Source organism: Streptomyces sp. NBC_00539, from assembly GCF_036346105.1.
Lineage (GTDB): Bacteria > Actinomycetota > Actinomycetes > Streptomycetales > Streptomycetaceae > Streptomyces.
In genome coordinates this window covers 1932034-1958673 of sequence record NZ_CP107811.1, presented here as the reverse complement: position 1 = coordinate 1958673, position 26640 = coordinate 1932034, and the positions used below count along the sequence as shown (strand labels likewise).

Sequence of the window (26640 nt, the reverse complement as noted above, 5' to 3'; positions counted from 1 at the left end):
TGGCCCGCGAGCGTGGGGCAATGAGCATTTGGGGCCACCGACCGGAATTCGCCGGTATGCCGTTCATATCCTTGCCCCGCCACGCCGTGCATGACGCATTCGTTATGGCTGGAGCGCCAGCACCAGGGGGAACACCTCCTTCGCGCCCGCCCGGCGGAGCAGCCGGGCGGCCACCGCGAGCGTCCAGCCGCTCTCCGCGCGGTCATCCACGAGCAGCACCGGACCGTCCGCCTGCGCCAGTGTCGCAGCCAGGGCAGGAGGTACGGTCAAGGCCAGATGGAGCCCTCGGACGCGCTGGGCGCTGTTGGAGGAGGGAAGGCCGAACTCCGGTGCCGCGTCCGTGTAGGAGAGCGCTCCGAGCAGCGGCATCCTCCCGACCTCGGCGATCCGCGCCGCCAGGGAGCCGACCAGCTGCGGACGGCTGCGCGAGGGCAACGCGACGACCCCGACCGGTCGTGCGGGGGCGGCAGGAGCCCCCGAAGCCCAACCGCCCGGGCCCCGGGCCCAGTCGGCGAGCACTGCGACCACCGCCTGCGCGACATCGTCCGGAACCGGCTGATCGGGCGACTGCCGGGCGAGCATCGGGCGCAGCCGGTTGCCCCAGCCGATGTCGGAGAGCCGGCCGAGCGCACGCCCTGTGGAAGCCTGCTCCCCGGCCGGGATACGGCCCTTGAGGTCCACGCCCACGGCCGTGAGGCCCGTCGGCCACATCTTGCGGGGCTCCAGTTCGACGCCGGGGCGCCCCAGTTCACCTCGGGCGGTGTCCAGGGCGGTGCTGGAGACCTCCGCGGTGAAGCGGGCTCCCGCGCAGTTGTCGCAGCGGCCGCAGGGCACGGCTTCCTCGTCGTCGAGCTGGCGGCGCAGGAATTCCATCCGGCACGCGGTGGTCGACGCGTAGTCGCGCATCGCCTGCTGTTCGGCCGCCCGCTGCCGGGCCACCCACGCGTAGCGCTCGGCGTCGTAGGTCCACGCTTCACCCGTCGAGGTCCAACCGCCCTTCACCCGGTGTACGGCGCCGTCCACGTCCAGGACCTTGAGCATCGTCTCCAGGCGGGTGCGCCGCAGGTCGACCAGCGGCTCCAGCGCGGGGAGCGACAACGGCCGCCCCGCCTGGGCCAGTACGTCCAGCGTCCGGCGCACCTGCTCCTCCGGCGGGAAGGCCACGGAGGCGAAGTACTGCCAGATGGCCTCGTCTTCACGGCCCGGCAGGAGCAGCACCTCCGCGTGCTCCACGCCACGGCCCGCGCGACCCACCTGCTGGTAATAGGCGATGGGGGAGGAGGGCGATCCCAGGTGCACCACGAAACCCAGGTCGGGCTTGTCGAAGCCCATGCCGAGGGCGGACGTGGCGACGAGGGCCTTGACGCGGTTGGCCTGCAGGTCGTTCTCGGCCTGCTCCCGGTCGGCGTTCTCGGTCTTGCCCGTGTACGAGGAGACCGTGTGGCCCCGGTGGCGCAGGTAGGCGGTGACCTCCTCGGCGGCCGCCACGGTCAGCGTGTAGATGATCCCGGACCCGGGGAGCTCGCCGAGGTGGTCGGCGAGCCACGCGAGCCGGTGCGCGGCGTCGGGAAGGGACAGTACCGACAGGCTCAGGCTCTCCCGGTCGAGCGGCCCGCGCAGCACCAGGGCGTCCGTTCCGGCGCCGGTGCCCAGCTGCTCGGCGACGTCGGCGGTGACCCGGGCGTTCGCCGTGGCGGTGGTGGCCAGCACGGGGACGCCCGGCGGGAGATCGGCCAGCATGGTGCGCAGCCGGCGGTAATCGGGGCGGAAGTCGTGCCCCCAGTCGGAGATGCAGTGCGCCTCGTCGACCACGAGGAGGCCCGTGGCGGCGGACAGCTTGGGAAGCACCTGGTCCCGGAAGTCCGGGTTGTTGAGCCGTTCCGGGCTCACCAGGAGGACATCGACCTCGCCGGCCGCGACCTCGGCCTGGATCCCTTCCCACTCCTCGGGATTGGCGGAATTGATGGTGCGGGCGTGGATCCCCGCCCGGGCTGCCGCCTCGACCTGATTGCGCATCAGCGCGAGCAGCGGGGAGACGATCACGGTCGGACCGGCTCCGCTCGCCCGCAGCAGCGAGGTGGCGACGAAGTAGACCGCCGACTTGCCCCAGCCCGTGCGCTGGACCACCAGCGCACGCCGCTTGTCCGCGACGAGGGCTTCGATCGCCCGCCACTGGTCCTCGCGCAGCCGCGCGGTGCCCGTGGCGTCGCCCACCAGACGGGCGAGTACGGAATCGGCCGAGGACCTCAGGTCTGCGTTCATGCCCCCCATGCAACCCGATGCCTCTGACATCGCGCCAATGCCGCACCCGGCCTGTGGATGTTGAAATCTGAACGGGTCGGGGAGTTATCCACAGGCCTTTCGCGAAATGATCAGGCGCGGGACCGTCGACGCATGACGAAGAACAACGAATCACCCAGTCCGTCCGGACGGCGGTCCACCAGCCCGTCCGGATCACCCACGCCCTCCCAGATCACCTTGCGCAGCCCGGCCGAGCTGGCCGACGCACTGCCCTACATGCTCGGCTTCCACCCGACGGACTCGCTGGTACTGGTCGCCGTCCACGGCGACGGCGGGCGCTTCGGCGGCCGTCTCCGGGTGGGCATCCCGGCGGCGCCCCCGGAATGGGAGGACACCGCCCGGCAGGCCGCCGAAACCCTGATCCGGGGCAGCGAGCGCCGGGGCGGCAAGCCCGACGGCATCGTCGTCTTCCTCTGCCGGGACCCGCTCGCCGGGGAGAGCGCGCAGCGGGTGATGACCCGGCTGCGGCCGCTCGCCCACCGGCTGCGGCTCGCCTGTGGGGCGCTCGACGTGCCCGTCCTGGAAGCCCTGTGCCTCTCCGGCGGCCGCTACTGGTCCTACACCTGTCCCGACGAGCGCTGCTGTCCGGCGGAAGGCAACCCGATGGCCCTGCCGGGCACCTCGGTCATGGCCGCCGCAGCCACCTTCGCCGGGATCCAGGTCCGCGGATCCCTCAAGGAGATCGAGGCCCGCCTGGCACCTCTCGGAGGGGCGGAAGCCGTCGAGCAGGAGAAGGCCTTGGAACGCGCCGCCGTCGCCCTGGTCCCGAAGATCCTCGACGGGACGAGCCGGGAGGAGGTCGGGGCGCAGACCCTCGCGATGGCCCGGACCCTGATGCGGCGCATGACCCTCGCGCCGCCCGCCGGGACAGGCCCCGGCGCCGACGGCTGGGACGACGCCCTGCTCGGCCACGACGAGGCCGCCGCGGTGATCATCGGCCTCCAGGACCGGGAGGTCCGCGACATCGCCGCCGAATGGATGGAGGACGAGGAGGCGGGCGTGGCCCTGCGGCTGTGGCGTGCCCTGGCCCGGCGCTGCGTCGGGGCGTACGGGGAACACGCCGCCGCCCCGCTGACCTTGGCGGGCTGGGTGTCCTGGTCCACCGGGGACGAGCCGACCGCACGGATCGCGCTCGGGCTCGCCCTGCAGGCGGACGCCGACTACAGGTTCGCCCAGCTCCTCCACCACGCCTGCAACGAAGGCATCGACCCGGAGGGGCTCAGGGAGTGCCTGCGGCAGGAACGCAGGCGCCGTGAGCCGCGCCGCAAGCGGCCCGCCGCCGGCACCGGCCCGGCCGGCCGTCGCCCGAGGACGGACCGCCGCCCCTCCCGCCGGGGCGCGGGGAGCGACCGGTGAACCGGCAGCGTGGGGCCCCCGGCTGCTCGCGAGCCGGACGGGGGATCGACCTGGCGTTGGGCGGCTTACGGCTCGGGTGGGGGAGCGCCGGGGGCGGCTCGTCGGACGGGCGCAAAGCTCGGGCGTCGGCGGGGCCCGTGACCCGGGCAGGGGTAGGGACGTTCAGCTGGGGGGTGGTGGGTGACCGGCCCCGCCGACCAGCGAAACCGACCGGAGCGCAGACAAGGCGACGCATGGCTCAGCCCGTACCCCCGGCCCGCAGGCCCGAGTTGCCGCCCGTGCACGGGGCCGTCATCTGCGTCGCCGCGCCCTGCCTGGTCATCTCGCCCGAGCACGGTCAACTGACCGGTCGGGGGCTCGACGGGATCTACCGCGCGGGGCGCCGGCTGCTCTCCCGGTGCGTCCTGCGCGTCGGCGGCCGGGATCCGGTCGCCGTCCAGGGGCGCAGCCTCGGGGCGGACCGGGCGGCCTTCACCGCCACCGTCCGCACCGGAGCCGAGTCCGGCCCCGACCCCGACATCGGGGTCGAGCGGGTCCGCCACGCGGACGGCACCGAACGGATCACCCTGCACAGCTACGCGGCTCGGCCGGTGCGCCTGCCCGTGGAGCTCGCGCTCGGCTCCGACCTGGCGGAACTCGCCGCGGTGGCGGCCGGCCGTGCCGGAGCGGAGCTGCCCGCGGGGGTGCACGCCGCCGGCTTGCGCTGGAGCACCGGTGAGGCGCATGCCGTCACCGTCGCCGAGCCGGCTCCCGACGACGTGCTCGCCTCCTCGGGCCTGCTCCGCTGGCAGCTCGAACTGGGGCCGGGCGCATCCCGCACCATCGAGCTGCGCACCACCGGGGACCGCACCGCGCGGGCCCCGGCCGGGCAGGTGGCCAACCCGCTGTCCGGAGCCCGGGCCGAGGGCGACGACCCGAGGGCGCAGGCCTGGTTCCGGACCAGCGCCGAGGATCTGGGCGCCCTGCTCCTGCGGGACCCCGCCGATCCGGGTGACGCCTTCGCCGCGGCCGGGGTGCCCTGGCGGCTCGGCCTCGCCCCGGCGGAATCGCTGTGGGCCGCCCGGATGGCGCTGCCGCTCGGCACCGGCCTGGCCGGAGCCACCCTGCGCATCCTGGCCCGGACCCAGACCGGACGGGGGCCCGACGCGGGGAAGATCCCCGGGCCGCTGCGCGGGGCCGGTCCGCAGCTGCCGCCGGGCTGCACCGGTACGGAGGCCACCCTCGCCTTCCCGGCGGTGCTGGCCGAAGCGTGGCGCTGGGGGCTGCCCGAGGCGGAGGTGGCCCGGCTGTTGCCGGCCGCCGAGCGCTGCCTCGGGTGGTTGCGCGGTGCCATGGGCGAAGACGGCTTCCTGCCCGACCCCGACCCGGGACCCCGGCGCTGCGAAACCCAGGCCCACGCGCACCGGGCCGCGTTGCTCGGGGCCGACCTGCTCGCCGGGTTCGGGCGGGACGGGGCCGGGGAGTGGCGGGAGTGGGCGGGCGAACTGCGGGCCAGGTTCCGGACCGCGTTCTGGGTCGACGGCCCCGACGGCGGGCGCCCGGCCGCGGCCCTGCACCCCGACGGGCGGCCGCTGCCCCGGCTGACGGGCGCCGCCGCCCACCTGCTGGACACCGGACTGCTGGGCGGCGCGCGGCTCGCCCCCGGCCTGCTCGACCGGGTACGTACCGAACAGCTCGCCCGGCTGCTCGGAGCCCCCGCCATGGACTGCGGCTGGGGCCTGCGGAGCATGGCCGCCCGCGAACCGGGCCACAATCCCTTCGGCCACCGCTCCGGCGCGGTGCGGGCACACGAGAGCGCGGTCGCGGTGGCGGCCCTGGCCCAGGCCGGCTTCGAGAAGGAGGCCGCCGGGCTGCTGAGGGGCCTGCTCGACGCGGCGGAGAGGTTCGGGTACCGGCTGCCGGAGATGTACGCGGCGGAGCAGCGCACCGCGGGCAGCGCCCCCTTCCCGCACCCCGCGGCCTGCCGCCCCGCCGCGGTCGCGGCAGCGGCCGGCATCCACGTCCTGACGGCGCTCGCCGGGATCCGCCCGGACGCCCCGGCCGGAACGGTCGCGCTCGCACCGCTCGCGGGCGCCCCGCTCGGCGCCCTGCGGCTTTCGGGGCTGCGGGTGGCCGGGGAACCCTTCGCCGTACGCGTCAGCCGTCTGGGGCTCGGCATGGTGGAGGAGGCGGCCGATGCGCTGCAACTTGGAGGCTGAGCTCCGGATCACCGTCTCCGGGCTCACCAAAGCTCTGTTTATCGTCAGGCAGACGACTATGATCGCGGCATGTCGCCCTACGACCCGTCGGCCTTTCCGCCCTTCGCCGTCACCGTCGACCTGGTCGTGCTCACCGTACGGCGCCACGCGCTCTGCGCGCTGGTCGTCCGGCGAGGTGAGCAGCCGTTCCAGGGACGCTGGGCCCTGCCCGGCGGCTTCGTGCGCGACGAGGAGGATCTGGCGGCAGCCGCGGCCAGGGAACTCTCCGAGGAGACCGGCCTGTGCGCGCACGATCCGGAGGTTCCGGGCGTGGGCAACGGCGCTCACCTCGAACAGCTCGCCACCTACGGAGACCCGAAGCGGGACCCCCGGATGCGGGTGGTCAGCGTGGCGCACCTGGTCCTCGCGCCGGACCTGCCGGCGCCCAGGGCGGGCGGTGACGCCAACAGCGCGCGCTGGGCTCCCGTCGACGAACTCCTCGCGGCCGGGGAACAGGCCTCCGCGGGGCTGGCCTTCGACCACGAGCGGATCCTCGCGGACGGTGTGGAGCGGGCCCGCTCCAAGATCGAGTACTCCTCCCTGGCCACGGCCTTCTGCCCGCCGGAATTCACGGTCGGTGAACTGCGGCGGGTCTACGAAGCCGTGTGGGGCGTGGCGCTCGACCCGCGCAACTTCCACCGCAAGGTCACCGGGACCCCCGGGTTCCTGGTGCCGGCCGGAGGGACCACGACCCGTCAGGGGGGTCGCCCCGCCCAGCTGTTCCGGGCCGGCGGGGCCACCTTGCTCAACCCGCCGATGCTGCGCCCCGAGGTCTGACGCCCCGAGGTCTGACGCCCCGCGACCCCGGCCCGGCTCCTCCCGGCCCGGCTCCTCCCGACCCGGCCCCTTCCGGGGCGAGCCACCGCCCCACCCCGGATCGCCGGGCTCACCCCCGACGGGGCGTGCTCGCGGGGCGACACGGCCGAGTCCACGGCTCGCCTGCCCCGAAAATCGGACATATCGCGTTATCTTGCTTGCGGTACTCATCCTGCCGCAGAGCGGTCTCACCCCCCGCGAGAGAAGCGATGCTCCAGGCCATCGGACTCACCAGCACACCCCGCCGAGACCTTCCGCCCGCCGTGGACGACCTCACCTTCGAGGCCCGCCCCGGGTGCGTGACCGCCCTGCTCGGCGAGCCGGGTTCGGGCAAGACCACCGCCCTGCGGCTCATGCTCGAACTCGAACCGGGCCGCGGCGTCACCTACTTCCGGGGCCGCCCGCTGCACCAGGTCCCGCAGCCCGGCCGTGAGGTCGGAGTCCTGCTCGGGGACGTGCCCGGCAACCCGTCGCGTACCGTGCGCAACCAGCTGCGGATGCTCTGCGCGGCCGCCGGTGTGCCGGCCGCCCGGGCCGACACCATGCTGGAGGTCGTCGGCATCGCCGGCCTGCGCGACCACCGGCTCGGCTCCCTCTCGCGCGCGATGGAGCGCCGGTTCGCACTCGCCGCGGCGCTCCTCGCCGACCCCTGCACACTACTGCTCGACGAGCCCGCCGCCGACCTGTCCCCACGCGAACGCAGCTGGCTGTACGGGCTGTTGCGCAGACACGCCTCCCTCGGTGGCGCGGTGCTCTTCACCACCGACGACGCCAAGGAAGCCGCGCGAGGCGCCGACCGGGTCGTCTCCATCGAGGCGGGCCGGCTCGTCGCCGACCAGGACGCCGCCGACTTCGCCCGGACCCGGCTCCGGCCGAGGGTCGCCGTACGCACCCCGCACGCGGCCCGGCTGGCCGACGTACTGGGGCGCGAGGCCCGGGCGGCCCAGCGCGCCGTCGAGATCGTCGCGGAGAGCGGTACCCGCCTGTCCGTGTACGGCAGCAACTGCGCGGAGGTCGGCGAAGCGGCCTTCCGCAACGGGGTCCTGGTCCACCAGCTCGCCGACGAAACCGGGGACGCCGGTGATGCGGGCGACGCGGGGACACCCACCCGGCCCGTCCCGCAGGCCCGCACCGAGGCCCGCGCCACCGACGCCCGCGCCGAGGTGCGCATCGACGCCTGTGCGGAGACGCGAGGGGAGACCGGGCATCAGGCCGGGTCTCAGGTCACCCCCGACGTGCACGCCGTGTCGGGCTTCCCCGGCGGCCCCGGACTGCCCGCCGAATCCTGGGCCGGCAGCTGGTCTGCGACCGGGCCCGCCCAGGACGGCGGCGATGCTCATGCCGCGCTCCCGGACGTCCCGGCCGCCCTGGAACGCACCCGCGGCGCAGATCTCGTGGTTTCGGCGGTCCGCAGGGTCGGCGGCCCGCTGCGTCCCCTGCGCTACGAGCTGCTCCGCGTCTTCGGCACCGCCACCCCCTGGCTCACCGCGGCCGTGGTGATCGCCGCCTCCGTGATCACCGCCGTACTGCTCGCCCGGACCGGCGCCGCCCCCCGCGACCGGATGCTCGCTGCCTGGCCCGAGCTGCTTCCGCTGCCGCCCGCCGCCCTCGGCGCGGGACTCCTCGGCGCCCTGGCCTTCGGCGAGGAGTACCGCTACCCCGCGCTGGCGGCGGCCCGGGGCACCGTGCCGCGCAGGCTGGGGCTGCTCACCGCGAAACTCGGCGTCTGCTCCGCCCTCGCCCTCCTGATCGGCGCCCTCGCCCTCCTCGCCGACGCCTGCGCCGTCCAGCTGGTCTTCGGAGCGGCCCCCCTGCGCTCGCCGGCGCAGTGGATCATCCCGGCCGTGAGCTGGGCCGGCCTGCTCACGGGCTGCGCCTGGGCCGGGGTCCTGGCCTCCGCCGTCTTCCGTTCCACGGCGGCCGGCCTGGCCGCGGTGCTCGCAGTGCCGGTGGCGGTCGTCCCCCTGGTGCGCAAGGTGCTGGCCGGGCCGTCCGCGTACCCGGCGGACGGGATCGTCCCGCGGCTGCGGGGGATGTCCGCGGCGCACTGGCCCCCCGAGGCGGACCGTCTGGTACTGGGCGTCCTGCGGATGATGGCCCAACCCGTCGGGACGGCTCTGGTGTTGTCGTTGATCGTCCTGTTGTGCGCCTATGGGTTCACAGGACTGCGTGGCCGAGTGCGCTGGTGAGAGACCGATGCTGACCGTTCCGGAGCGGGACGGGCGCGATCGGGATCGTTGGAGTCCGCATCACGCGAAAGGGATCGCAACTCCCCGCAATAGGCCCGGTTCTTTACGATAAGTCGTCAATTGAGTAGGTGGCACCGATCACCCTTTCGTGTGCTTTTCACCAAAGACCTCAAGGGTGGTGGGGGCACAGCCGACAAAGGATTCGTGAGTACCCTTGCGCACACCATGATGACCGCCGCCCGCCACGCCGACTCCGGTCTCGCAGGCCCGGGCGAACTCGACCGCTACCCCTTCGCGGAGACCCCCGGGTCCGACCGGGTCGGGCCACCCCACTGGGACGGCGCCGACGTCGAGTTGAGCCGCGTCGGCCGCCGAGCGGCAGGCAGCCGGGGCCGCGGACTGCACGGCCAACTCGTCCAGCAGCTCGGCCAGATGATCGTCTCCGGCGACCTCGGAGCGGACCGTCCCCTGGTCCCCGAGGAGATCGGCCAGCGTTTCGAGGTCTCGCGGACGGTCGTCCGCGAGTCACTGCGCGTCCTGGAGGCCAAGGGCCTCGTCAGCGCCCGCCCGAACGTGGGTACCCGGGTCCGCCCGGTCGCCGACTGGAACCTGCTCGACCCCGACATCATCGAGTGGCGGGCGTTCGGCCCCCAGCGCGACGACCAGCGCCGCGAGCTCAACGAGCTCCGCTGGACCATCGAACCGCTGGCCGCCCGCCTCGCCGCCGGTCACGGCCGCCCCGACATCCAGCAGCGGCTCGCCGACATGGTCGAGATCATGGGCCACGCCCTCGGCCAGGGGGACGCGATCACCTTCGCCCGCGCCGACAACGAGTTCCACGCGCTGCTCATCCAGGTCGCGGGCAACCGCATGCTGGAGCACCTCTCCGGCATCGTCGGCGCCGCCCTCCAGGTCTCCGGCAGCCCGGTCACTGCCTGCGACCGTCCCAGCGAGACCTGCGTCGCGCACCACGCCCGCATGGTCGAGGCGCTCGCGGCCGGGGACGCGGTCGGCGCCGAGAACGCCATGCGTCAGCTGCTCACCGTGCACCCGGAGGTCGAGCGCGTGGTCCCGGCCCCGCGCGAGCACTGAGAGGCCGACGCGCGAGCACTGGGAGGCCGACCCGCGGGCGCGCCGGGGGTGCACCGGGCGGCTTTCACCACGCGGGGTTCCACCACGTGTCGCCGGGCCCCCTTGGGACCCGGCGACACCGGTGTGGGGGGTCCGCGCAACCTGACGAACAGCCTCACGAAGTGCGCGTATGACCGTATGACCGGCATTGGCGGAAAAGTGGTGTGACTCGGGCCACGAAGATTGGGCGTAACGCTCCGCGACGTCACGCGATGACTCAAGAGGTGATGGCCGACGGAGGGAAGACAGCCCCTTGCGGGTGCTGTGCAGCTCCCCGGCCCCTGCCCGCGCCCCCGGCCCATTCCCAGTCGGTGGTCGTCGGCCACGGTCCAGCACCACCAGGCCGGGGTCGGAAGCCGTTCCCATCGTTCCGAGAGGTTGTTCGTGTCGGCCAGCACATCCCGTACGCTCCCGCCGGAGATCGCCGATTCCGAGTCTGTGATGGCGCTCATCGAGCGGGGCAAGGCCGAGGGGCAGATCGCCGGCGATGACGTGCGTCGGGCCTTCGAGGCTGACCAGATTCCTGCGACCCAGTGGAAGAATGTTCTGCGCAGCCTCAACCAGATCCTCGAGGAAGAGGGTGTGACGCTGATGGTCAGTGCCGCGGAGTCGCCCAAGCGCACCCCCCGCAAGAGCGTCGCAGCGAAGAGCCCGGCCAAGCGGACGGCGACCAAGACCGTGGCGGCGAAGACGGAGGCCGCGCCGGCCGCCGAGCCCGCGGCACCGGAGCCCGCGACGGCGGAGCCGGACGCCGCCGACGCCCTGGTGGAGGAGCCCGGAACCGAACCCGTCGCGAAGAAGACCGCGGCGAAGAAGGCGGCGGCCAAGAAGACCGCGCCTGCCAAGAAGGCCACCGCCAAGAAGACGGCGGCGAAGAAGACCGCGGCCAAGAAGGACGCGGACGAAGCCGACGAGGAGACCCCCGAGGAGGGGCCCGCCGTCAAGGCCGAGTCGGAGGAGGAAGAGGACGGCGGCGAGAACAAGGGCTTCGTCATCTCCGACGACGAGGACGACGCCCCGGCCCAGCAGGTCGCCGTGGCCGGCGCCACCGCCGACCCCGTCAAGGACTACCTCAAGCAGATCGGCAAGGTCCCCCTCCTCAACGCCGAGCAGGAGGTCGAGCTCGCCAAGCGGATCGAGGCAGGCCTCTTCGCCGAGGACAAGCTGGCCAACTCCGACAAGCTGGCGCCCAAGCTCAAGCGCGAGCTGGAGATCATCGCGGAGGACGGCCGCCGGGCCAAGAACCACCTGCTGGAGGCCAACCTCCGTCTCGTGGTCTCGCTCGCCAAGCGCTACACCGGTCGCGGCATGCTCTTCCTGGACCTGATCCAGGAGGGGAACCTGGGCCTGATCCGTGCCGTCGAGAAGTTCGACTACACCAAGGGTTACAAGTTCTCCACCTACGCGACCTGGTGGATCCGGCAGGCGATCACCCGCGCCATGGCCGACCAGGCCCGCACCATCCGCATCCCCGTGCACATGGTCGAAGTGATCAACAAGCTGGCGCGTGTGCAGCGCCAGATGCTCCAGGACTTGGGCCGCGAGCCCACCCCGGAGGAGCTGGCCAAGGAACTCGACATGACCCCCGAGAAGGTCATCGAGGTCCAGAAGTACGGCCGGGAGCCGATCTCCCTGCACACCCCGCTCGGCGAGGACGGCGACAGCGAGTTCGGTGACCTCATCGAGGACTCCGAGGCCGTGGTCCCGGCCGACGCCGTCAGCTTCACGCTCCTGCAGGAGCAGCTGCACTCGGTGCTCGACACGCTCAGCGAGCGCGAGGCGGGCGTGGTGTCGATGCGCTTCGGCCTGACCGACGGGCAGCCCAAGACGCTGGACGAGATCGGCAAGGTCTACGGGGTCACCCGCGAGCGGATCCGCCAGATCGAGTCCAAGACCATGTCGAAGCTGCGCCACCCGTCGCGTTCGCAGGTCCTGCGCGACTACCTCGACTGACCGGCCCGCCCACAGATGGCGGCAGGGCGGCGCCGGTGGCCGCGCGGGTGCGCACGGCCACCGGGCATCCCACTCTGGGTGGAGTCATGCACACCCAGAGTCAGGAGGCCTCATGCGTCGTTTCTTTGCCCGTGCCCTGGCGGGCGTGCTGACGCTGGTGGCGGGAGCGGCCGCGGCGCATCCGGCCCAGCTGCCCCGGGCGGCCGCGGACGGGGTGGTGATCGGCGGCCAGCCCGTGAAGGTGGCGGACAGTCCGTGGGTCGTGGCCCTGGCCAGCCGTGACCGGTTCGGAGGTACGCGGGGCGGCCAGTTCTGCGGAGGCGTCCTCGTGGCCCCCGCCAAGGTGGTGACCGCCGCGCACTGCCTGGGGCGGCAGGTGCTGGGCGGCCCGGTCGAGGCGGTGCCCGACCTGCGGGTGATCACGGGGCGTACGGAGCTGCGGGCGTCCGACGGGCGCGAGATCGCGGTGCGCTCGGCCCGGGTGAACCCGGAGTACGACCCCAAGAGCAACGCGGGGGACATCGCGGTGCTGGAACTCGCCGAGGCCGTCCCGGCCCAGTACGTCCTGCCCATGGCCGGTGCCGGGCACCCGGCCTACGAGCCCGGCACACAGGCCGCGGTGTACGGCTGGGGCGACACGAGCGGGTTCGGCGACTACGCGTACGGGCTGCGCGCCGCGCACGTCACGGTGCTGTCGGACGAGGTCTGCGCGAAGGCGTACCCGGGCGACTCGGACGGGCAGTACCTGCCGGAGTCCATGGTGTGCGCGGGGGAGCAGGAGGGCGGCAAGGACGCCTGCCAGGGCGACAGCGGCGGTCCGCTCGTCGCCCAGGGGCGGCTCATCGGCCTGGTGTCCTGGGGGCGGGGCTGCGGGCGCCCCGACAGCCCGGGGGTGTACACCCGGATCTCCGCGATGTCCGGCTTCGTGAGCAGCCCCGAGAGGGCCGTGCAGCGGGCCGACCGGCCGCTGCCCACAGCGGGCGCCCCGAGGGGCTCAGCGCGCCGTCCAGCCCCTCTCGAAGGGCTGTAGGGCCTGCACTCCGGTCCCTGGGCGTACCGGCGGAAATGAGGACGGGCGGCTCCTCCTGGGTCACAGGGGGAGCCGCCCGTCGACCGGCCTGGCCGGTCCTGGCTCGTCGGATGCGAGGGTAGGCCTGTGTCAGCGGTCCTCGGTGTCGGCGGCATTGGCAGCCGGAGCGGACGTGAGCCGCTCGGTCTCATCCTGTATTTCCGCGGCGATCTTCTTGAGTTCCGGCTCGAACTTACGCCCGTGGTGGGCGCAGAAGAGCAGTTCACCACCGCTCAGCAGGACGACGCGCAGATATGCCTGGGCGCCGCAACGGTCGCATCGGTCAGCGGCCGTCAGCGGGGTCGCGGGTGTCAGAACAGTAGTCACGTCGCCTCTTCTCTAGCTCGACGAGCTGTCGTACCAGGGTCAACATCCAACCAGGCCGAAAACGTTCCCGCTCGCGGCTTTCTTTCGAAACTTCCTTCCGAAGCTGGCCGGCTGTTGCCGGTTGGCGGCGAAGGAGCCGTATTGCGTTGCTTTACGGTTTCGCGTTGTCAGTCGTTCGCTTGTTGCAGTTCCGTCCTCGCCGGCATGAGCGCCGGTTGTTCATGAGGACGTGCCCGAACCCTAAATGGTTCATGCGTCGAAGGGAACGTGATGTTTGCGTCACCCCCACGGGGGATCGAACATCCGTGCGGATCTGCACTAGGCTGGGGAAGCGACGAGGGTGGCGTTGCATCCGCTCTACCAGGCCTCGGTACCCTCTGACGGGCGACCGAGCCACCCCTGCGCCCAACCGGGCCAGAAAAGAAATTCAGCGAGGAGCGAACTGCGTGACCGCCGACACGTCCGTGCCTTCCAGCGCGCTGCTGTCCGGAGCAGACCGGGACGGTTCCAACTACACCGCGCGGCACCTGCTCGTCCTCGAAGGTCTTGAGGCCGTCCGCAAGCGCCCCGGCATGTATATCGGCTCGACCGACAGCCGGGGCCTGATGCACTGCCTCTGGGAGATCATCGACAATTCCGTCGACGAGGCCCTGGGCGGCTACTGCGACCACATCGAGGTGATCCTCCACGAGGACTCCTCCGTCGAGGTCCGCGACAACGGCCGCGGCATCCCCGTCGACGTCGAGCCCAAGACCGGCCTCTCCGGCGTCGAGGTCGTCATGACCAAGCTGCACGCCGGCGGCAAGTTCGGCGGCGGCTCCTACGCGGCCTCCGGCGGCCTGCACGGCGTCGGCGCCTCCGTCGTCAACGCGCTCTCCGCCCGGCTCGACGTCGAGGTCGACCGCGGCAGCTCGACGCACGCCATCAGCTTCCGGCGCGGCGTGCCCGGGATGTTCACCGAGCAGGGCCCCGACAGTCCCTTCGACCCCGCCAACGGCCTGCGCAAGACCAAGCGGATCGCCAAGGGCAAGACGGGCACCCGGATCCGTTACTGGGCCGACCGCCAGATCTTCCTCAAGGACGCCCGGCTCAATCTGGAGACGCTCTACCAGCGCGCCCGCCAGACGGCCTTCCTCGTCCCCGGGCTGACGCTCGTCGTCCGCGACGAGCGGGCCGTGGACGGCGCCGGCAAGACCGAGGAGGTCTTCCGCTTCGACGGGGGCATCAGCGAGTTCTGCGAGTACCTCGCCCAGGACAAGGCCGTCTGTGACGTGCTGCGGCTGAGCGGCACCGGGACCTTCAAGGAGACCGTCCCCGTCCTGGACGAGCGCGGTCACATGACCCCCACCGAGGTCACGCGCGAGCTCGGCGTCGACATCGCCCTGCGCTGGGGCACGGGGTACGAGACCAACGTCAAGTCCTTCGTGAACATCATCGCCACGCCCAAGGGCGGCACCCACGTCTCCGGCTTCGAGCGTTCGGTCGCCAAGACCGTCAACGAGGTGCTGCGCTCGGCGAAGCTGCTGCGCGTCGCCGAGGACGACGTGGTCAAGGACGACGCGATGGAGGGCATGACGGCGGTGGTCACCGTCCGTCTCGCCGAGCCGCAGTTCGAAGGCCAGACCAAGGAGGTCCTCGGGACCTCCGCGGCCACCCGCATCGTCGCCGCAGTGGTCGCCAAGGAGCTCAAGGCGTTCCTGACCTCCACCAAGCGCGACGACAAGCAGCAGGCCCGCGCCGTGATGGAGAAGATCGTCGCGGCCGCCCGGACCCGTATCGCGGCCCGCCAGCACAAGGAGGCCCAGCGCCGCAAGACCGCGCTGGAGACCTCCTCGCTGCCCGCCAAGCTGGCCGACTGCCGCAGCGACGACGTGGAGCGCAGCGAGCTCTTCATCGTCGAGGGCGACTCGGCGCTCGGTACGGCGAAGCTCGCCCGGAACTCCGAGTTCCAGGCGCTGCTGCCGATCCGCGGCAAGATCCTCAACGTTCAGAAGTCCTCGGTCTCGGACATGCTCAAGAACGCCGAGTGCGGCGCGATCATCCAGGTCATAGGAGCCGGCTCGGGCCGGACCTTCGACCTCGACGCCGCCCGCTACGGCAAGATCGTCCTGCTCGTCGACGCCGATGTGGACGGCGCGCACATCAGGTGTCTGCTGCTCACGCTCTTCCAGCGGTACATGCGGCCGATGGTCGAGGCGGGCCGGGTCTTCGCCGCCGTGCCGCCGCTGCACCGGATCGAACTCGTCCAGCCGAAGAAGGGCCAGGACAAGTACGTCTACACGTACTCGGACAACGAGCTGCGCCAGACGCTGCTCGAGTACCAGCGCAAGAACATCCGCTACAAGGACGCCATCCAGCGCTACAAGGGCCTGGGCGAGATGGACGCCGACCAGCTCGCGGAGACCACCATGGACCCGCGCCACCGGACGCTGCGCCGGATCAACATCGGCGACCTGGACTCCGCCGAGTCGGTCTTCGACCTCCTCATGGGCAACGAGGTGGCTCCCCGCAAGGAGTTCATCACCGGCTCCGCCGCGACCCTGGACCGCTCGCGCATCGACGCCTGAGCCGGCCCGGCTCCCGGCGGATCTCGGCACGCCGGCGCTCCTCCCTCTCCTTCCCTCACCTGAACGGGTGAAGAGCGCCGGTACGGCCGTCCGGAAAGACCCCATTGCCCCATCCTTGTGGCGCGCGGCCAATGCGGTCGCGGACAAGGAGAGTTCGGTGGACAAGCACGAAGGTCGTGATGCCGGAACGATCCGGCTGGACGACCCCTGGTACGACGCGCCGGCAGTCGGCTGGGGTGAGGGCGCCGCGACGGATCCCGCGGGCCCGGAGGCCGACGGCCGGCCCGCACCCGGCGCGTCCGAGATCTACCTCGAAGTGCAGCGCAGCGAGGCCTTCCGGGAAGTGCGGAGCCGCTACCGCGGGTTCGTCATCCCCGCGACCGCCGGCTTCTTCCTCTGGTACGTCGCCTACGTGATCGCCGCGACCGCGGCGCCCGGTCTGATGGCCCGGCCCGTCGTGGGCGCGGTCAACGTGGCCCTGCTCGCGGGCCTCGGCCAGTTCCTCACCACTTTCCTCCTGACCTGGGCCTACGCCCGGCACGCGCGGCTGCGCCGCGACCGGCCGGCGCTCGACCTGCGCTGGACGGTCTTCGAACAGGAACGGGGCCGGCAGCGGGAACAGGCCCGGGAGGAGGGCCGTTGAGCACCGAGCACCAAGCCCTCGCGCTGGTCCTGTTCAGCGTCTTCATCGCGATCACCCTGGGCATCACCACATGGGTGAGCCGCAACCGGCACGGCTCGGCAGAGGAGTTCTACGCCGGCGGCCGCCTCTTCTCCCCGCTGGAGAACGGGTTCGCCATCGCCGGCGACTACATGTCGGCCGCCTCCTTCCTCGGCATCTCCGGCCTCATCGCCCTCTTCGGCTACGACGGCATGCTGTATTCGGTGGGTTTCCTCGTCGCGTGGCTGGTGGTCCTCTTCCTCGTCGCCGAACTGGTCCGCAACTGCGGCCGGTTCACCCTCGCCGACGTGGTCGCGGCCCGGATGAGCCAGCGGCCGGTCAGGATCGCCGCCGGCACCTCCTCGGTCGTGGTCTCCGTGCTGTACCTCGTCGCGCAGATGGTCGGCGCGGGCAGCCTGGTCGGGCTGCTGATCGGCGGTTCGGGCACCGGCGCCAAGACCCTGACCGTGATCGGGGTCGGCGCGCTCATGGTGGTCTACGTGTCGTTCGGCGGCATGCGGGCCACCACCTGGATCCAGATCGTCAAGGCCGTGCTGCTGATGGGCGGCGCGGTCACCCTGACCGTACTGGTGCTGCTGCGCTTCCACGGCGACGTCAACCAGCTTCTGACCAGCGCCGCCGAGCGCAGCGGACACGGAGCCCGGTTCCTGAGCCCCGGCCTCAAGTACGGGGCCGACTGGACCGCTCGCTTCGACTTCATCAGCCTGGGCCTCGCCCTCGTCCTGGGCACGGCCGGCCTCCCGCACATCCTGTCCCGCTTCTACACCGTGCCGACGGCGCGCGCGGCTCGCCGGTCCGTCGTCTGGGCCATCGCGCTGATCGGCGGGTTCTACCTGATGACCATCGTGCTCGGGTTCGGAGCGGCCGCGCTGCTCGGGCCCGACGAGGTACGGGCGTCCAACGCCTCCGGGAACACGGCGGTTCCGCTGCTCGCGGGCTTCCTGGGCGGGGGCATCGATTCCACCGGGGGCGCGGTGCTGTTCGCCTTCGTCGCCGCCATCGCCTTCGCGACCATCCTCGCGGTGGTCGCCGGGATCACCCTCGCGTCCTCGGCCTCCGTCGCGCACGACCTGTACGCGTCGCTGGGGCGCCGTCACGGCCGGCAGCGCAGCGAGGTTGCCGTGGCCAAGACGGCGGCCGTCGGGATCGGAGCGGTGGCGATCGCCCTGGGGCTGCTGGCCCAGGACCTCAACGTGGCGTTCCTGGTCGGACTGGCCTTCGCGGTAGCCGCTTCGGCGAACCTGCCCGTGCTGCTGTACTCGCTGTTCTGGCGGGAGTTCACCACGCGGGGGGCGGTCTGGGCCGTGTACGGGGGGCTGGTGCCGGCGGTGGTGCTGGTCGTGCTGTCCCCGGTGGTTTCCGGCAGCCCGGAGTCCCTGTTCCCGGGAGTGGACTTCCAGTACTTCCCGCTCCAGAACCCCGGGATCGTGTCGATCCCGCTCGGGTTCCTCGCGGGCTGGCTCGGCACGCTCACCTCGGCCGAGGAACCGGACGCGGCGAAGCACGCGGAGACGGAGGTCCGGTCGCTGACCGGGGCGGGCGCGGTGTGACGCGGGGCTCGCTGGGACGCGGCCGGTCCCTGGCCGGGACGGGTGCGGTGTGACGCGGCGGGTCCCTGGCCGGGCGCTCTTCTCCGGCGCCCGGACAGGGGCTACGCCGGGCCGTGGTCCTGGGGCCGCCAGCTGTAGCGGTGTTCCGGGCGGCCGGTCTCGCCGTAGCGCAGGGCGAGCGTGACCCGGCCGGAGCGGTCCAGCAGCTTGAGGTAGCGCTGGGCGGTCTGGCGGCTGATGCCCGCGAGGTCGGCGATCTGCTGGGTCGACAGGGGCCCGGCTGCGGTGCGCAGGACCTGGCGGACGAGTTCGGCGGTGGTCGGCGAGTGGCCCTTGGGCAGGTCGTTGGGGCTTTCGGCCGCCGCCAGTGCACCGAACAGGCGGTCCACCTCCGCCTGTTCGGCCTCGCCGCCGGCTTCCAGGGCGTGCCGCAGGGTCCGGTAGGCCTCCAGCCGGGTGCGGAGCCCGGTGAAGGTGAACGGCTTGACGAGGTACTGGAGGGCGCCGAGGCGCATGGCGGCCTGGACGGTGGTGAGGTCCCGGGCTGCGGTGACCATGATGACGTCGGTGCGGTGGCCGTTCTGGCGCAGGCGGCGCACCAGGTCCAGGCCGTTCTCGTCGGGGAGGTAGTGGTCCAGGAGGATCAGGTCGACCGGATGGGACTCCAGGAACTCCATGGCCGCGGCCGCCGAATGGACTTCGGCGGAAACCCGGAAGCCGGGAACCTTCGCCACGTACGCCGCGTTGATCCGGGCAACACGCATGTCGTCGTCGACGACCAATACGTGTATCGGGGTCTCGTTCATCGCAGGGCCTCCGGGAGTACGACGGAGAACTCCGCCCCTCCGTCCGCTGTCCCACCGGCCCGGACCGTACCGCCCTGCCGCTCGGCCAGACGGCGCACCAGAGCGAGCCCCAGCCCGCGCTCGCGGTGGGCCGAGGGCTGCTTGGTCGACCAGCCCTCGGTGAAGATCTCCTCGCTCCGGCCGGCGGGGATGCCCGGGCCGCTGTCCCGGACGTGGAGCAGCGCCGAGCGCCCTTCGGCGCGGAGCTCCACTTCGACCCACGGCGCCGCCGAGGCCGCGGCCGCGTCCAGGGCGTTGTCCACCAGGTTGCCCGTGATGGTCACGAGGCCGCCCGGATCGACGAGGCCGTCCGGGAGCAGGGTCCGGTCGGCGAGGCGCAGGCAGACGCCCCGCTCCGCGGCGACCGCGCCCTTGCCCACGAGGAGAGCGGCCAGCAGCGGGTCGCGCACCTTCTCGGTGACCTGCTCGGCGGTGCTGCGGTGCACTCCGGCGACCTCGGTCACGAACTCCGCCGCCTCGTCGTGGAGACCGAGCTCCAAGAGGCCGAGGAGGGTGTGGAGCCGGTTGGCGTGCTCGTGGTCCTGGGCGCGCAGGGCCTCGATCAGACCGCGGGTGGAGTCCAGCTCCCGGGCCAGGCGCTCCAGCTCGGTGCGGTCGCGCAGGGTGGCGACGGCGCCGCCGTCCTCGGTCGGCATCCGGTTGGCCACCAGTACCCGGGCGCCCTGGACGGTCAGCAGGTCGCGGCCGGTTACGCGGCCCGAGAGGACGTCGGCGGTGCGGCCCGCGCCGAGTACGTCGTCCAGCGCGCGCCCCGCGAGCGCGTCGGCGGAGTGCGGCGCGAGGCCCAGCAGCCGGGCGGCTTCGTCGTTGACCAGGCGGACGCGCCCGCCGCGGTCGAGGGCGATCACGCCTTCGCGGATGGAGTGCAGCATCGCCTCCCGCTCCGCGAGCAGGGCGGAGATGTCCGAGAAGGCCAGGTCGCGGGTCTGCCGCTGGATCCTGCGCGAGAGCAGGTACGCGGCGAGCGCCCCGGCTGCCAGGGCGCCGCCCGCGTAGGCGAGCAGGCCCGGGACGGCCCCGATCAGCCGGTCCCGGACGCTGTCGTAGGCGATGCCGACCGAAACGGCGCCGACGATCTCCCCGTCGGCGGCCAGCAGCGGGACCTTGCCGCGGGCCGAGCGGCCCAGGGTGCCCTCGTCGATCTCCATCACCTCGCGGCCGGCAAGGGCGTCGCCCGGGTCGGTGGAGACCGGCTTTCCGATGCGGTCGGGGCTGGGGTGGGAGCGGCGGATCCCGTTCAGGTCCACGACGACCACGTACTCGGCACCCGTCGCCCGGCGGATCCGCTCGGCAGCCGCCTGCACCGGGCTGTCCGGGACGGGGGCGGAGTCCAGCAGGCCGGTGGCCAGCGCCGGGTCGGCCGCCGCGCTCTGGGCGATCGCGAGGGCCCGCCGCATGGCCTGGTCGTCGAGCTGCGAGCTGAGCGGCGCCAGGAACAGCCCGGTGGCCAGAACCGCGACCCCGGCCGCGATGGCCAGCTGCGTCAGCAGGATCTGGGAGACGGCCCGTCTGGGCAGCCCGAGGCGCCGAGCGCTGGTGAGGAGGAACCGCATGGGTAGCACCGTAGGTCGGCTTCGGCACAAGCGGAATCCCGGTCCACGCCGCGGGCGGGCCGCCCGGGGTGGGCAGGCGCCCCTGCGGACGCCGCTGCCGCGGGGGTCGCGTCGCCCGCTGCACCGGGCGGGGGCGGGAACTGGAGGCCCCCGGCGGGGCGCAGGGCCTGCCGGCCCACCAGGGGTGCGGGCCGGCCCGCGGGCTGGTCCCTCTGCTCCCACCGAGCCGGCCGGAGTGAGGGAGGTCGCACTCCGCCGGCCCCGGAGCCGGGCCGAGCCGTCAGGGGAGGGGCTGCGGTGGGCGGGGGCCGGTGTAGTGGCCGCTGGGGCGCATGCGGAGGGGGCGCTCCTGGTACTCCTCCAGGGCGTGGGCGATCCAGCCCGCCGTCCGGGACACCGCGAACACCGTCTCGCCCGCCTCGGCCGGCATGGCGTACGACACCGTCAGCACCGCCACCGCCAAGTCGACGTTGGGGTAGAGGCCGCCGCCGTGGCGGGCCATCACCTCGGCCACGTCCCGGGCCGCCCCCAGCGCCCGGGAGGCCTGCGGCAACTGTTCCAGCCGGGCGAACAGCGCCCCGGCGCGCGGGTCCTGCCCCCGGTAGAGCCGGTGGCCGAGCCCCGGCACCCGGCGTCCCGCCCGCAGGTACTCCGCCACCACCGGCGCGGCCGCGCCCCGCTCCAGGACCTCCACCAGCATCGTGTGCGCCAGTCGCCCGGCGGCTCCGTGGAGTGGCCCTTCGAGGGCCCCGAGTCCGGCCGAGACGGCCGCGTACGGGTGGGCCCGCGCCGACGCCGCCACGCGGACGGCCAGGGTGGAGGCGGCCAGGTCGTGGTCGGCCAGGAGGGCCAGGGCGAGGTCCAGCACGGCCAGGGCGTCCGGGTCCGGCTCCTGCGGCGTGAGCCGGGACCACAGCCGCCGGGCCAGTCGGACGTCACCGCCCCATTGGGCGGGACCCACCTCGGGCAGCGCGCCGACCAGCGTCGGGATCAGGCAGCGCGCGGAGCCCAGTACGGCGGTCTCGGACAGGTCGAACCGCAGCGGATCCGCCACGGCAGCCGCCGCGACCGCCACCCGGAGCCGGTCGACGGGGCCGCTGTGCTCGGGCAGCGCCGCCACCGAACGGCGCGCGGCGGCAAGGGGCTCCGGCGGCGCGGTGAACCGGGCGCCGGGAGCCGGCTTCCCGGTCCAGAGCCACTCGGCGACCTCCTCGTAGCGGTGCCGCGAGGCCAGCTCGACCGCGTCCACGCCGCGGAAGTAGTACCGGTCGTCCTCGATCAGGGTGAGGGAGGTCCGGACCGAAAGTTCTCCCGAGGCGGCCGCCGGACCGGCCGCCTCGCGCCGGTTGCGCCGGGCCAGTGCCTCGACTTCGTGCGCGTCGAAGCTGCTGCCGCGCCCGACCGGGTCCCGCCGGCTGGTGAGCTGCCCGCGGCTCACGTACGCGTACACGGTCGCGGGCTTCACTCCGAGCGCTTCCGCCGCTTGCCGGGTGGTGAGCCGCCGCCGGCCATCCGCCTGCTCGTTCATGACCACCACCCTACATAGATGGATTCAATCAATATTGACAAGGATTGAATCCATGATGGATGGTCGATCCATGAACCTCACCGTCGAAGTACCCCGCGGACTCGCGGGCGTCGTGGTCACCGAGACGCAACTCGGGGACGTACGGGGCCGCGAAGGCTTCTACCACTACCGCCAGTACTCGGCCGTCGAGCTCGCAGCGAGCCGCAGCTTCGAGGACGTGTGGCAGCTGATGTTCCGGGGCGCCCTGCCCGTGGACGCAGCCGAGCGAGCCGCCTTCACCGCCGAGACCGTGCCGCTGCGCCACCTGCCCGCCGAGGTGCGCGACGCCCTGCCGGCCCTCGCCCGGGCCACCTCCCTGTCCGGCCCGCTCGCCGGTCTGCGCACGGCGCTGTCCCTGCTCGGCGCATCCGCCGGCTTCCGCCCCGTCTACGACCTGAGCCCCGACCGCCGGGCGGCCGACGCGCTCGCCGCCTGCGCCGCCGTGCCGACCCTGCTCACCGCGCTGCACCGGCTCGGGCAGGGCCTGGAACCGGTGGACCCGCGCGACGACCTTCCGTACGCCGCCAACTACCTGTACATGCTGACCGGTCAGGAGCCCGAGCCGGCCAAGGCCCGCGCGGTCGAGCAGTACCTGATCTCCACGATCGACCACGGCTTCAACGCCTCCACCTTCACCGCCCGCGTCATCGCCTCCACCGGTGCCGACATCGCCGCCTGTCTGACCGGGGCGATCGGGGCACTTTCCGGGCCGCTGCACGGAGGCGCCCCGAGCCGGGCCCTGGACACCCTCGACGCGATCGGCACGGCGGACCGGATCGACGCGTGGATCCGCGAACGCGTGCTCGCCGGCGACCGGATCATGGGCTTCGGCCACCCCGTCTACCGCACCGAGGACCCGCGCTCGCGGATGCTGCGCGACGTCGCCCGGCAGTTCGGCGGCCCGCTGGTGGACTTCGCGGTCGAGGTCGAACAGCACGTCGAGGAAATCCTCGCCGAGCTCAAACCGCACCGTGAGCTGCACACCAACGTGGAGTTCTACGCCGGCGTCGTCATGGAGCTGTGCGGACTGCCGCGCGAGATGTTCACCCCGACGTTCTGCGCGGCCCGCGTGGTCGGCTGGAGCGCCAACATCCTGGAACAGGCCGCCGACTCGAAGATCATCCGCCCCGCCGCCCGCTACAGCGGCCCCACCCCGCCCCAGCCGGTTCCCGCGCTCGGCTGACTACGATCGGCCGGGTGCACCCGACATCACCCACCCCCAGGCAGCCCGACCGGAGCGCTCGCACCATCCCCGTCGTGGTCCTCGCCGGGTTCCTCGGATCCGGTAAGACCACCCTGCTCAACCACCTCCTCGCCCACCGCGGCGGCACGCGCATCGGAGTCGTCGTCAACGACTTCGGCGCGATCGAGATCGACGCGATGGCGGTGGCCGGGCAGCTCGGCGACTCGATGGTCTCGCTCGGCGGGGGCTGCCTGTGCTGCGCGGTCGACGGAAGCGAACTCGACGCGTACCTGGAGAAGCTCTCCGCCCCCGCGCACCGGATCGACGTCATCGTCATCGAGGCGAGCGGCCTGGCCGAACCGCAGGAACTGATCCGGATGCTGATGGCCAGCGAGAACCCCGCGATCCGGTACGGCGGGACGGTGGAGGTCGTGGACGCCGCGGAGTTCGACGCGACGCGGGCCAAGCACCCGGAGACCGACCGCCATCTTGCGGTCGCCGACCTGGTGGTCCTGAACAAGACCGACCGGATCGACGCCGCCGAGCGGGCCCGCACCGAGGCGGAAATCGCCGCACTGTGCGCGCCCGGCACGCCGGTGGTGGCCGTCGACCACGGGCGGGTCGACCCCGAACTGCTCTTCGACCGCCGGCCCTGGACCCAGCCACAGGGCCAGCTGTCCTTCGAGGACCTGCTGGCCGGGGAGGCCGCGGACGGCGAGGAGGGCCACGCCGGGCACGTCCACACCGGGTACGAAAGCGTGGAATTCGTATCGGAGCAGGCGATGCACCCGCGCCGGTTCATCGACTTCCTCGACCGCCGGCCGGCCGGTCTCTACCGGATCAAGGGCTACGTCTACTTCGGCGTCCCCGGGCACGAGGAACGCTACGAGGTCCAGGCGGTGGGCCGCTTCCTCCGCTTCGCCACCGCCCCCTGGGGGCGGGGCGAGGCACGGCTGACGCAGCTGGTCCTGATCGGCTCCGCCATGGAAGGCGCCGGTCTGCTGCGCGAACTGGAGGCCTGCCGCGAGCCGCAGCCGCGTCAGGTGAGCCCCGAGAGCATGTGGGGCGTGCTGCGGTACCTCGCCCGGCCCGTCCGGGAAGAGGAAGCCGCGCCCGACGACACCTCGCTCGACGAGCCGGAGCAGACCTAGCCGGGGCTCAGGCGACCTCGATGCCGAAGTCGCCGAGGAGGTCCCCCAGACCTCCGCGGTAGCCCTTGCCGCCGATCACGAACTTCCAGTCGCCGCCCGGGCGGCGACGGAAGGAGCCGAGCACCAGCGCCGTCTCGCCGTGCCGTCCGTCGGAGACCTCCAGCTGGTCGAGTTCCTGCCCGGCGGAGTCGAGGAGCCGGATCCGGGCTTCGGTGAAGCCCGCGAGATCGGCGTCCGGATTGACCTCCGGATCGATGGCGGCCACGAGCACCAGGCGGTCGGCACGCTCGGGCAGGGCGTCGAAGTCCACCTCCACGGCCGCCTTGTCGGGCGCCGTGTGCGTCCCGGACCGCACGGAACCGTCCGGTGTCCGGAGGTTGTTGAAGAAGACGAAGTGGTCCTCGCTCAGCACCCGGCTGCCCTCGCAGACCAGCGCGCAGACGTCCAGAGCGACGCTGCCCGACCACGACATGCCGAGCACGTTGTACGAGGCCGGGTCCGTCGCGGGCGGGGATGCCGGCGTGGTCGTGGGCGTGGGCGCCGGCGCCGCAGCGCGCGCCGCCGCCGGGCGGCCGCCGTCGCCGAGGCGTCCCCGGAGCCCGTGCTGGTGCAGCAGCGCCACCAGTTCGGTCCCGGGAACCAACTCCAGGGGCTTGCCGTTGGCAAAGGTGTACGACCCCGGCCCGAAGGACGCGGTGGTGACCAGCACCCCCTTGTTCGCCCCCCTGTCCTGGACCGTGCCGTACAGGTCCCGCACCGCCGTCGGCGGGACCGTGTTGCGGTAGCGCTTGACCTGGACGACGATCCGCCCGCCCCGGATCGGCGCCGGGTCCAGTGCCTCCACGTCGACGCCGCCGTCACCCGACCGCTGCGTGGTCACCGCTTCCATGCCCATCGCCCGGAACAGCTCGGCGACCAGGTTCTCGAAGGCGATGGGGTCCATCGTGAACAGGTCGGGCTCCTCCTCGCCGCCGCCCGCGTGCCCGCCGTGGCTGACGACGCCACCGACCTCGCCGGGCCGGCGCCCGGGCCGCACCGCCGCCGACTGGTCCGGCCGGGCCGACAGCTGTCCGCCCAGCCCGTCGAGCAGGCAGTCCACCGCGCTCACCTGCTCCAGGCGCAGCCCGGCGAAGGCCTCGCGATCGGCTCGCACGGTGGCCAGGACCATCTGCGCTTCCTGCCCCGTCACCGGATCGTGGTCGTCCACGAACCCGTTGACGACCACCGAGTCCAGCGCGCCGAACTCGTCCGCCGCGTACAGCTCGCGCAGCACCAGCAGCACGCACTGGGCCAGCAGGTCCCGGTACAGCGTCCGGCGCTGCGTGACGGGGCGGGCGGTCTCCTTGTCCAGGTCCGTGCTGGGCACGTAGCGGACCGCCTTGGTCTGCGGCACCACCTCGAAGCGCGGCAGCTCCCAGTCCAGCACCAACTGCCGGGCAGCCCGGTCGTACGCGGCGGACACCTGCCGCGGCAGGTTCTCCGGCCAGGCCGAGGAGGCGTACAGCGCGGCCGAGAAGTACTCGACCGCCGCTTCGGCGTCCCCGGCCCGCAGGGCGGTGGCCAGTTCACCGAGGCCGTTGTTGTGCGCGCGGATGCCGGCGAGCTGCGCGGCCGCCCACTGGTCGTACTGCTGCCGGTAAGCGGCCAGTTGCCGCTGCCGCTGCTGCTCCGCAGCGTGCGCGGCCTGCCACGCCTGGGTGTACCGGTCGTGTGCCTCACGTTCCGCCTGTGCGCGGCGGCCCGAGCCGAGCGTCCATCCGCTGCTCTGGTGCTGGAACTGCTGGAGCTGCGGCATCGGCAGGGGCTGCGCCAGCGCGCCCGGATTGAAGGGTTCGAGCTGCTCCGGGCGTACCAGGGCGGCCATACGGAACGCCGGTGCGCGGCAGCCGGCGGCCAGTAGCCCTTGCAGGGAGGCCACTTGCGCGTCGAGGGCCTCGGTCAGGCGTCGCGCCTCGGCCTCACGGCGCTGCTTGTAGGCGGCCTGCTGCTCCCGCTGACCCCGGGCGGCCTCGCGTTCGTAGGCCCGCTGCCGGCGCTCGGCCTCGCGTTGCCGGATCACCTGACTGCGCTGCTGCTGGCGCTGCGCCTCCGCCCAGACCCCGATCAGTCCGCTGCTCGCTCGACGGCTCATCAGCTGTAGCT

18 protein-coding genes are annotated in these 26640 nt (G+C 73.0%); 12 read left to right on the top strand and 6 right to left on the bottom strand.

Annotated features, from left to right (window positions below; genetic code table 11):
- Positions 1 to 102: 102 nt before the first annotated feature.
- Positions 103 to 2271 (bottom strand): RecQ family ATP-dependent DNA helicase, encoded by a 2169-nt coding sequence (locus tag OG861_RS08455; RefSeq protein WP_443064459.1) that lies wholly within the window; start codon positions 2269 to 2271, stop codon positions 103 to 105.
- A 123-nt stretch (positions 2272 to 2394) separates the two neighbouring features.
- On the opposite strand from OG861_RS08455, the gene OG861_RS08450 reads away from it, so the two are divergent.
- From OG861_RS08450 to OG861_RS08420, 7 genes are all read left to right on the top strand, one after another.
- Positions 2395 to 3657, top strand: a complete 1263-nt coding sequence (locus tag OG861_RS08450; protein ID WP_330261657.1) for a DUF4192 domain-containing protein — start codon at positions 2395 to 2397, stop codon at positions 3655 to 3657.
- A gap of 233 nt (positions 3658 to 3890) precedes the next feature.
- On the top strand, positions 3891 to 5855 hold the full coding sequence (locus OG861_RS08445; RefSeq protein WP_330261656.1) for a glycogen debranching N-terminal domain-containing protein: 1965 nt from the start codon (positions 3891 to 3893) through the stop codon (positions 5853 to 5855).
- Between the two features lie 69 nt (positions 5856 to 5924).
- Complete coding sequence (locus tag OG861_RS08440; protein ID WP_329198937.1) at positions 5925 to 6671, top strand: NUDIX hydrolase; 747 nt, start codon at positions 5925 to 5927, stop codon at positions 6669 to 6671.
- Positions 6672 to 6919: 248 nt separating this feature from the next.
- Positions 6920 to 8899, top strand: coding sequence for an ATP-binding cassette domain-containing protein (locus OG861_RS08435; RefSeq protein WP_330261655.1), 1980 nt, complete (start codon positions 6920 to 6922; stop codon positions 8897 to 8899).
- Positions 8900 to 9103: 204 nt separating this feature from the next.
- Positions 9104 to 9991, top strand: a complete 888-nt coding sequence (locus tag OG861_RS08430; RefSeq protein ID WP_329198941.1) for a FadR/GntR family transcriptional regulator — start codon at positions 9104 to 9106, stop codon at positions 9989 to 9991.
- Between the two features lie 417 nt (positions 9992 to 10408).
- Positions 10409 to 11983, top strand: coding sequence for an RNA polymerase sigma factor (locus OG861_RS08425; protein ID WP_330261654.1), 1575 nt, complete (start codon positions 10409 to 10411; stop codon positions 11981 to 11983).
- A 112-nt stretch (positions 11984 to 12095) separates the two neighbouring features.
- Positions 12096 to 13013, top strand: a complete 918-nt coding sequence (locus tag OG861_RS08420; RefSeq protein WP_330261653.1) for a S1 family peptidase — start codon at positions 12096 to 12098, stop codon at positions 13011 to 13013.
- Between the two features lie 129 nt (positions 13014 to 13142).
- Here the strand turns inward: OG861_RS08420 and OG861_RS08415 are convergent, their stop codons facing one another.
- Entirely contained in the window at positions 13143 to 13379 is a 237-nt protein-coding gene (locus tag OG861_RS08415) for a DUF7455 domain-containing protein (RefSeq protein ID WP_030239625.1), read from the bottom strand.
- A gap of 446 nt (positions 13380 to 13825) precedes the next feature.
- Between OG861_RS08415 and OG861_RS08410 the strand changes: the two genes are divergently transcribed.
- The 3 genes from OG861_RS08410 (at position 13826) to OG861_RS08400 (ending at position 18178) form a co-directional block, all read left to right on the top strand.
- The gene (locus tag OG861_RS08410; RefSeq protein WP_330261652.1) at positions 13826 to 15946 is read left to right on the top strand and encodes a DNA gyrase/topoisomerase IV subunit B; all 2121 of its coding nucleotides are present in this window, start codon (positions 13826 to 13828) and stop codon (positions 15944 to 15946) included.
- A gap of 157 nt (positions 15947 to 16103) precedes the next feature.
- The gene (locus tag OG861_RS08405; protein ID WP_330261651.1) at positions 16104 to 16589 is read left to right on the top strand and encodes a DUF485 domain-containing protein; all 486 of its coding nucleotides are present in this window, start codon (positions 16104 to 16106) and stop codon (positions 16587 to 16589) included.
- Positions 16586 to 18178, top strand: coding sequence for a solute symporter family protein (locus tag OG861_RS08400; RefSeq protein ID WP_330261650.1), 1593 nt, complete (start codon positions 16586 to 16588; stop codon positions 18176 to 18178). Before OG861_RS08405 ends, OG861_RS08400 begins: the two co-directional genes overlap by 4 nt.
- Positions 18179 to 18279: 101 nt before the next feature.
- On the opposite strand, the gene OG861_RS08395 is transcribed toward OG861_RS08400, so the two are convergent.
- The 3 genes from OG861_RS08395 to OG861_RS08385 form a co-directional block, all read right to left on the bottom strand.
- On the bottom strand, positions 18280 to 18984 hold the full coding sequence (locus tag OG861_RS08395) for a response regulator (RefSeq protein ID WP_330261649.1): 705 nt from the start codon (positions 18982 to 18984) through the stop codon (positions 18280 to 18282).
- Entirely contained in the window at positions 18981 to 20597 is a 1617-nt protein-coding gene (locus OG861_RS08390) for a sensor histidine kinase (protein WP_329198955.1), read from the bottom strand. Before OG861_RS08390 ends, OG861_RS08395 begins: the two co-directional genes overlap by 4 nt.
- 280 nt (positions 20598 to 20877) lie before the next feature.
- On the bottom strand, positions 20878 to 22125 hold the full coding sequence (locus OG861_RS08385) for a citrate synthase (protein WP_330261648.1): 1248 nt from the start codon (positions 22123 to 22125) through the stop codon (positions 20878 to 20880).
- A 55-nt stretch (positions 22126 to 22180) separates the two neighbouring features.
- Between OG861_RS08385 and OG861_RS08380 the strand changes: the two genes are divergently transcribed.
- On the top strand, positions 22181 to 23347 hold the full coding sequence (locus OG861_RS08380; RefSeq protein ID WP_330261968.1) for a citrate synthase/methylcitrate synthase: 1167 nt from the start codon (positions 22181 to 22183) through the stop codon (positions 23345 to 23347).
- Positions 23348 to 23361: 14 nt separating this feature from the next.
- Positions 23362 to 24498: a CobW family GTP-binding protein gene (locus tag OG861_RS08375; protein WP_330261647.1), complete on the top strand. Its 1137-nt coding sequence runs from the start codon at positions 23362 to 23364 to the stop codon at positions 24496 to 24498.
- A gap of 7 nt (positions 24499 to 24505) precedes the next feature.
- Here the strand turns inward: OG861_RS08375 and OG861_RS08370 are convergent, their stop codons facing one another.
- On the bottom strand, positions 24506 to 26629 hold the full coding sequence (locus OG861_RS08370; RefSeq protein WP_330261646.1) for a restriction endonuclease: 2124 nt from the start codon (positions 26627 to 26629) through the stop codon (positions 24506 to 24508).
- Between the last annotated feature and the right edge of the window lie 11 nt (positions 26630 to 26640).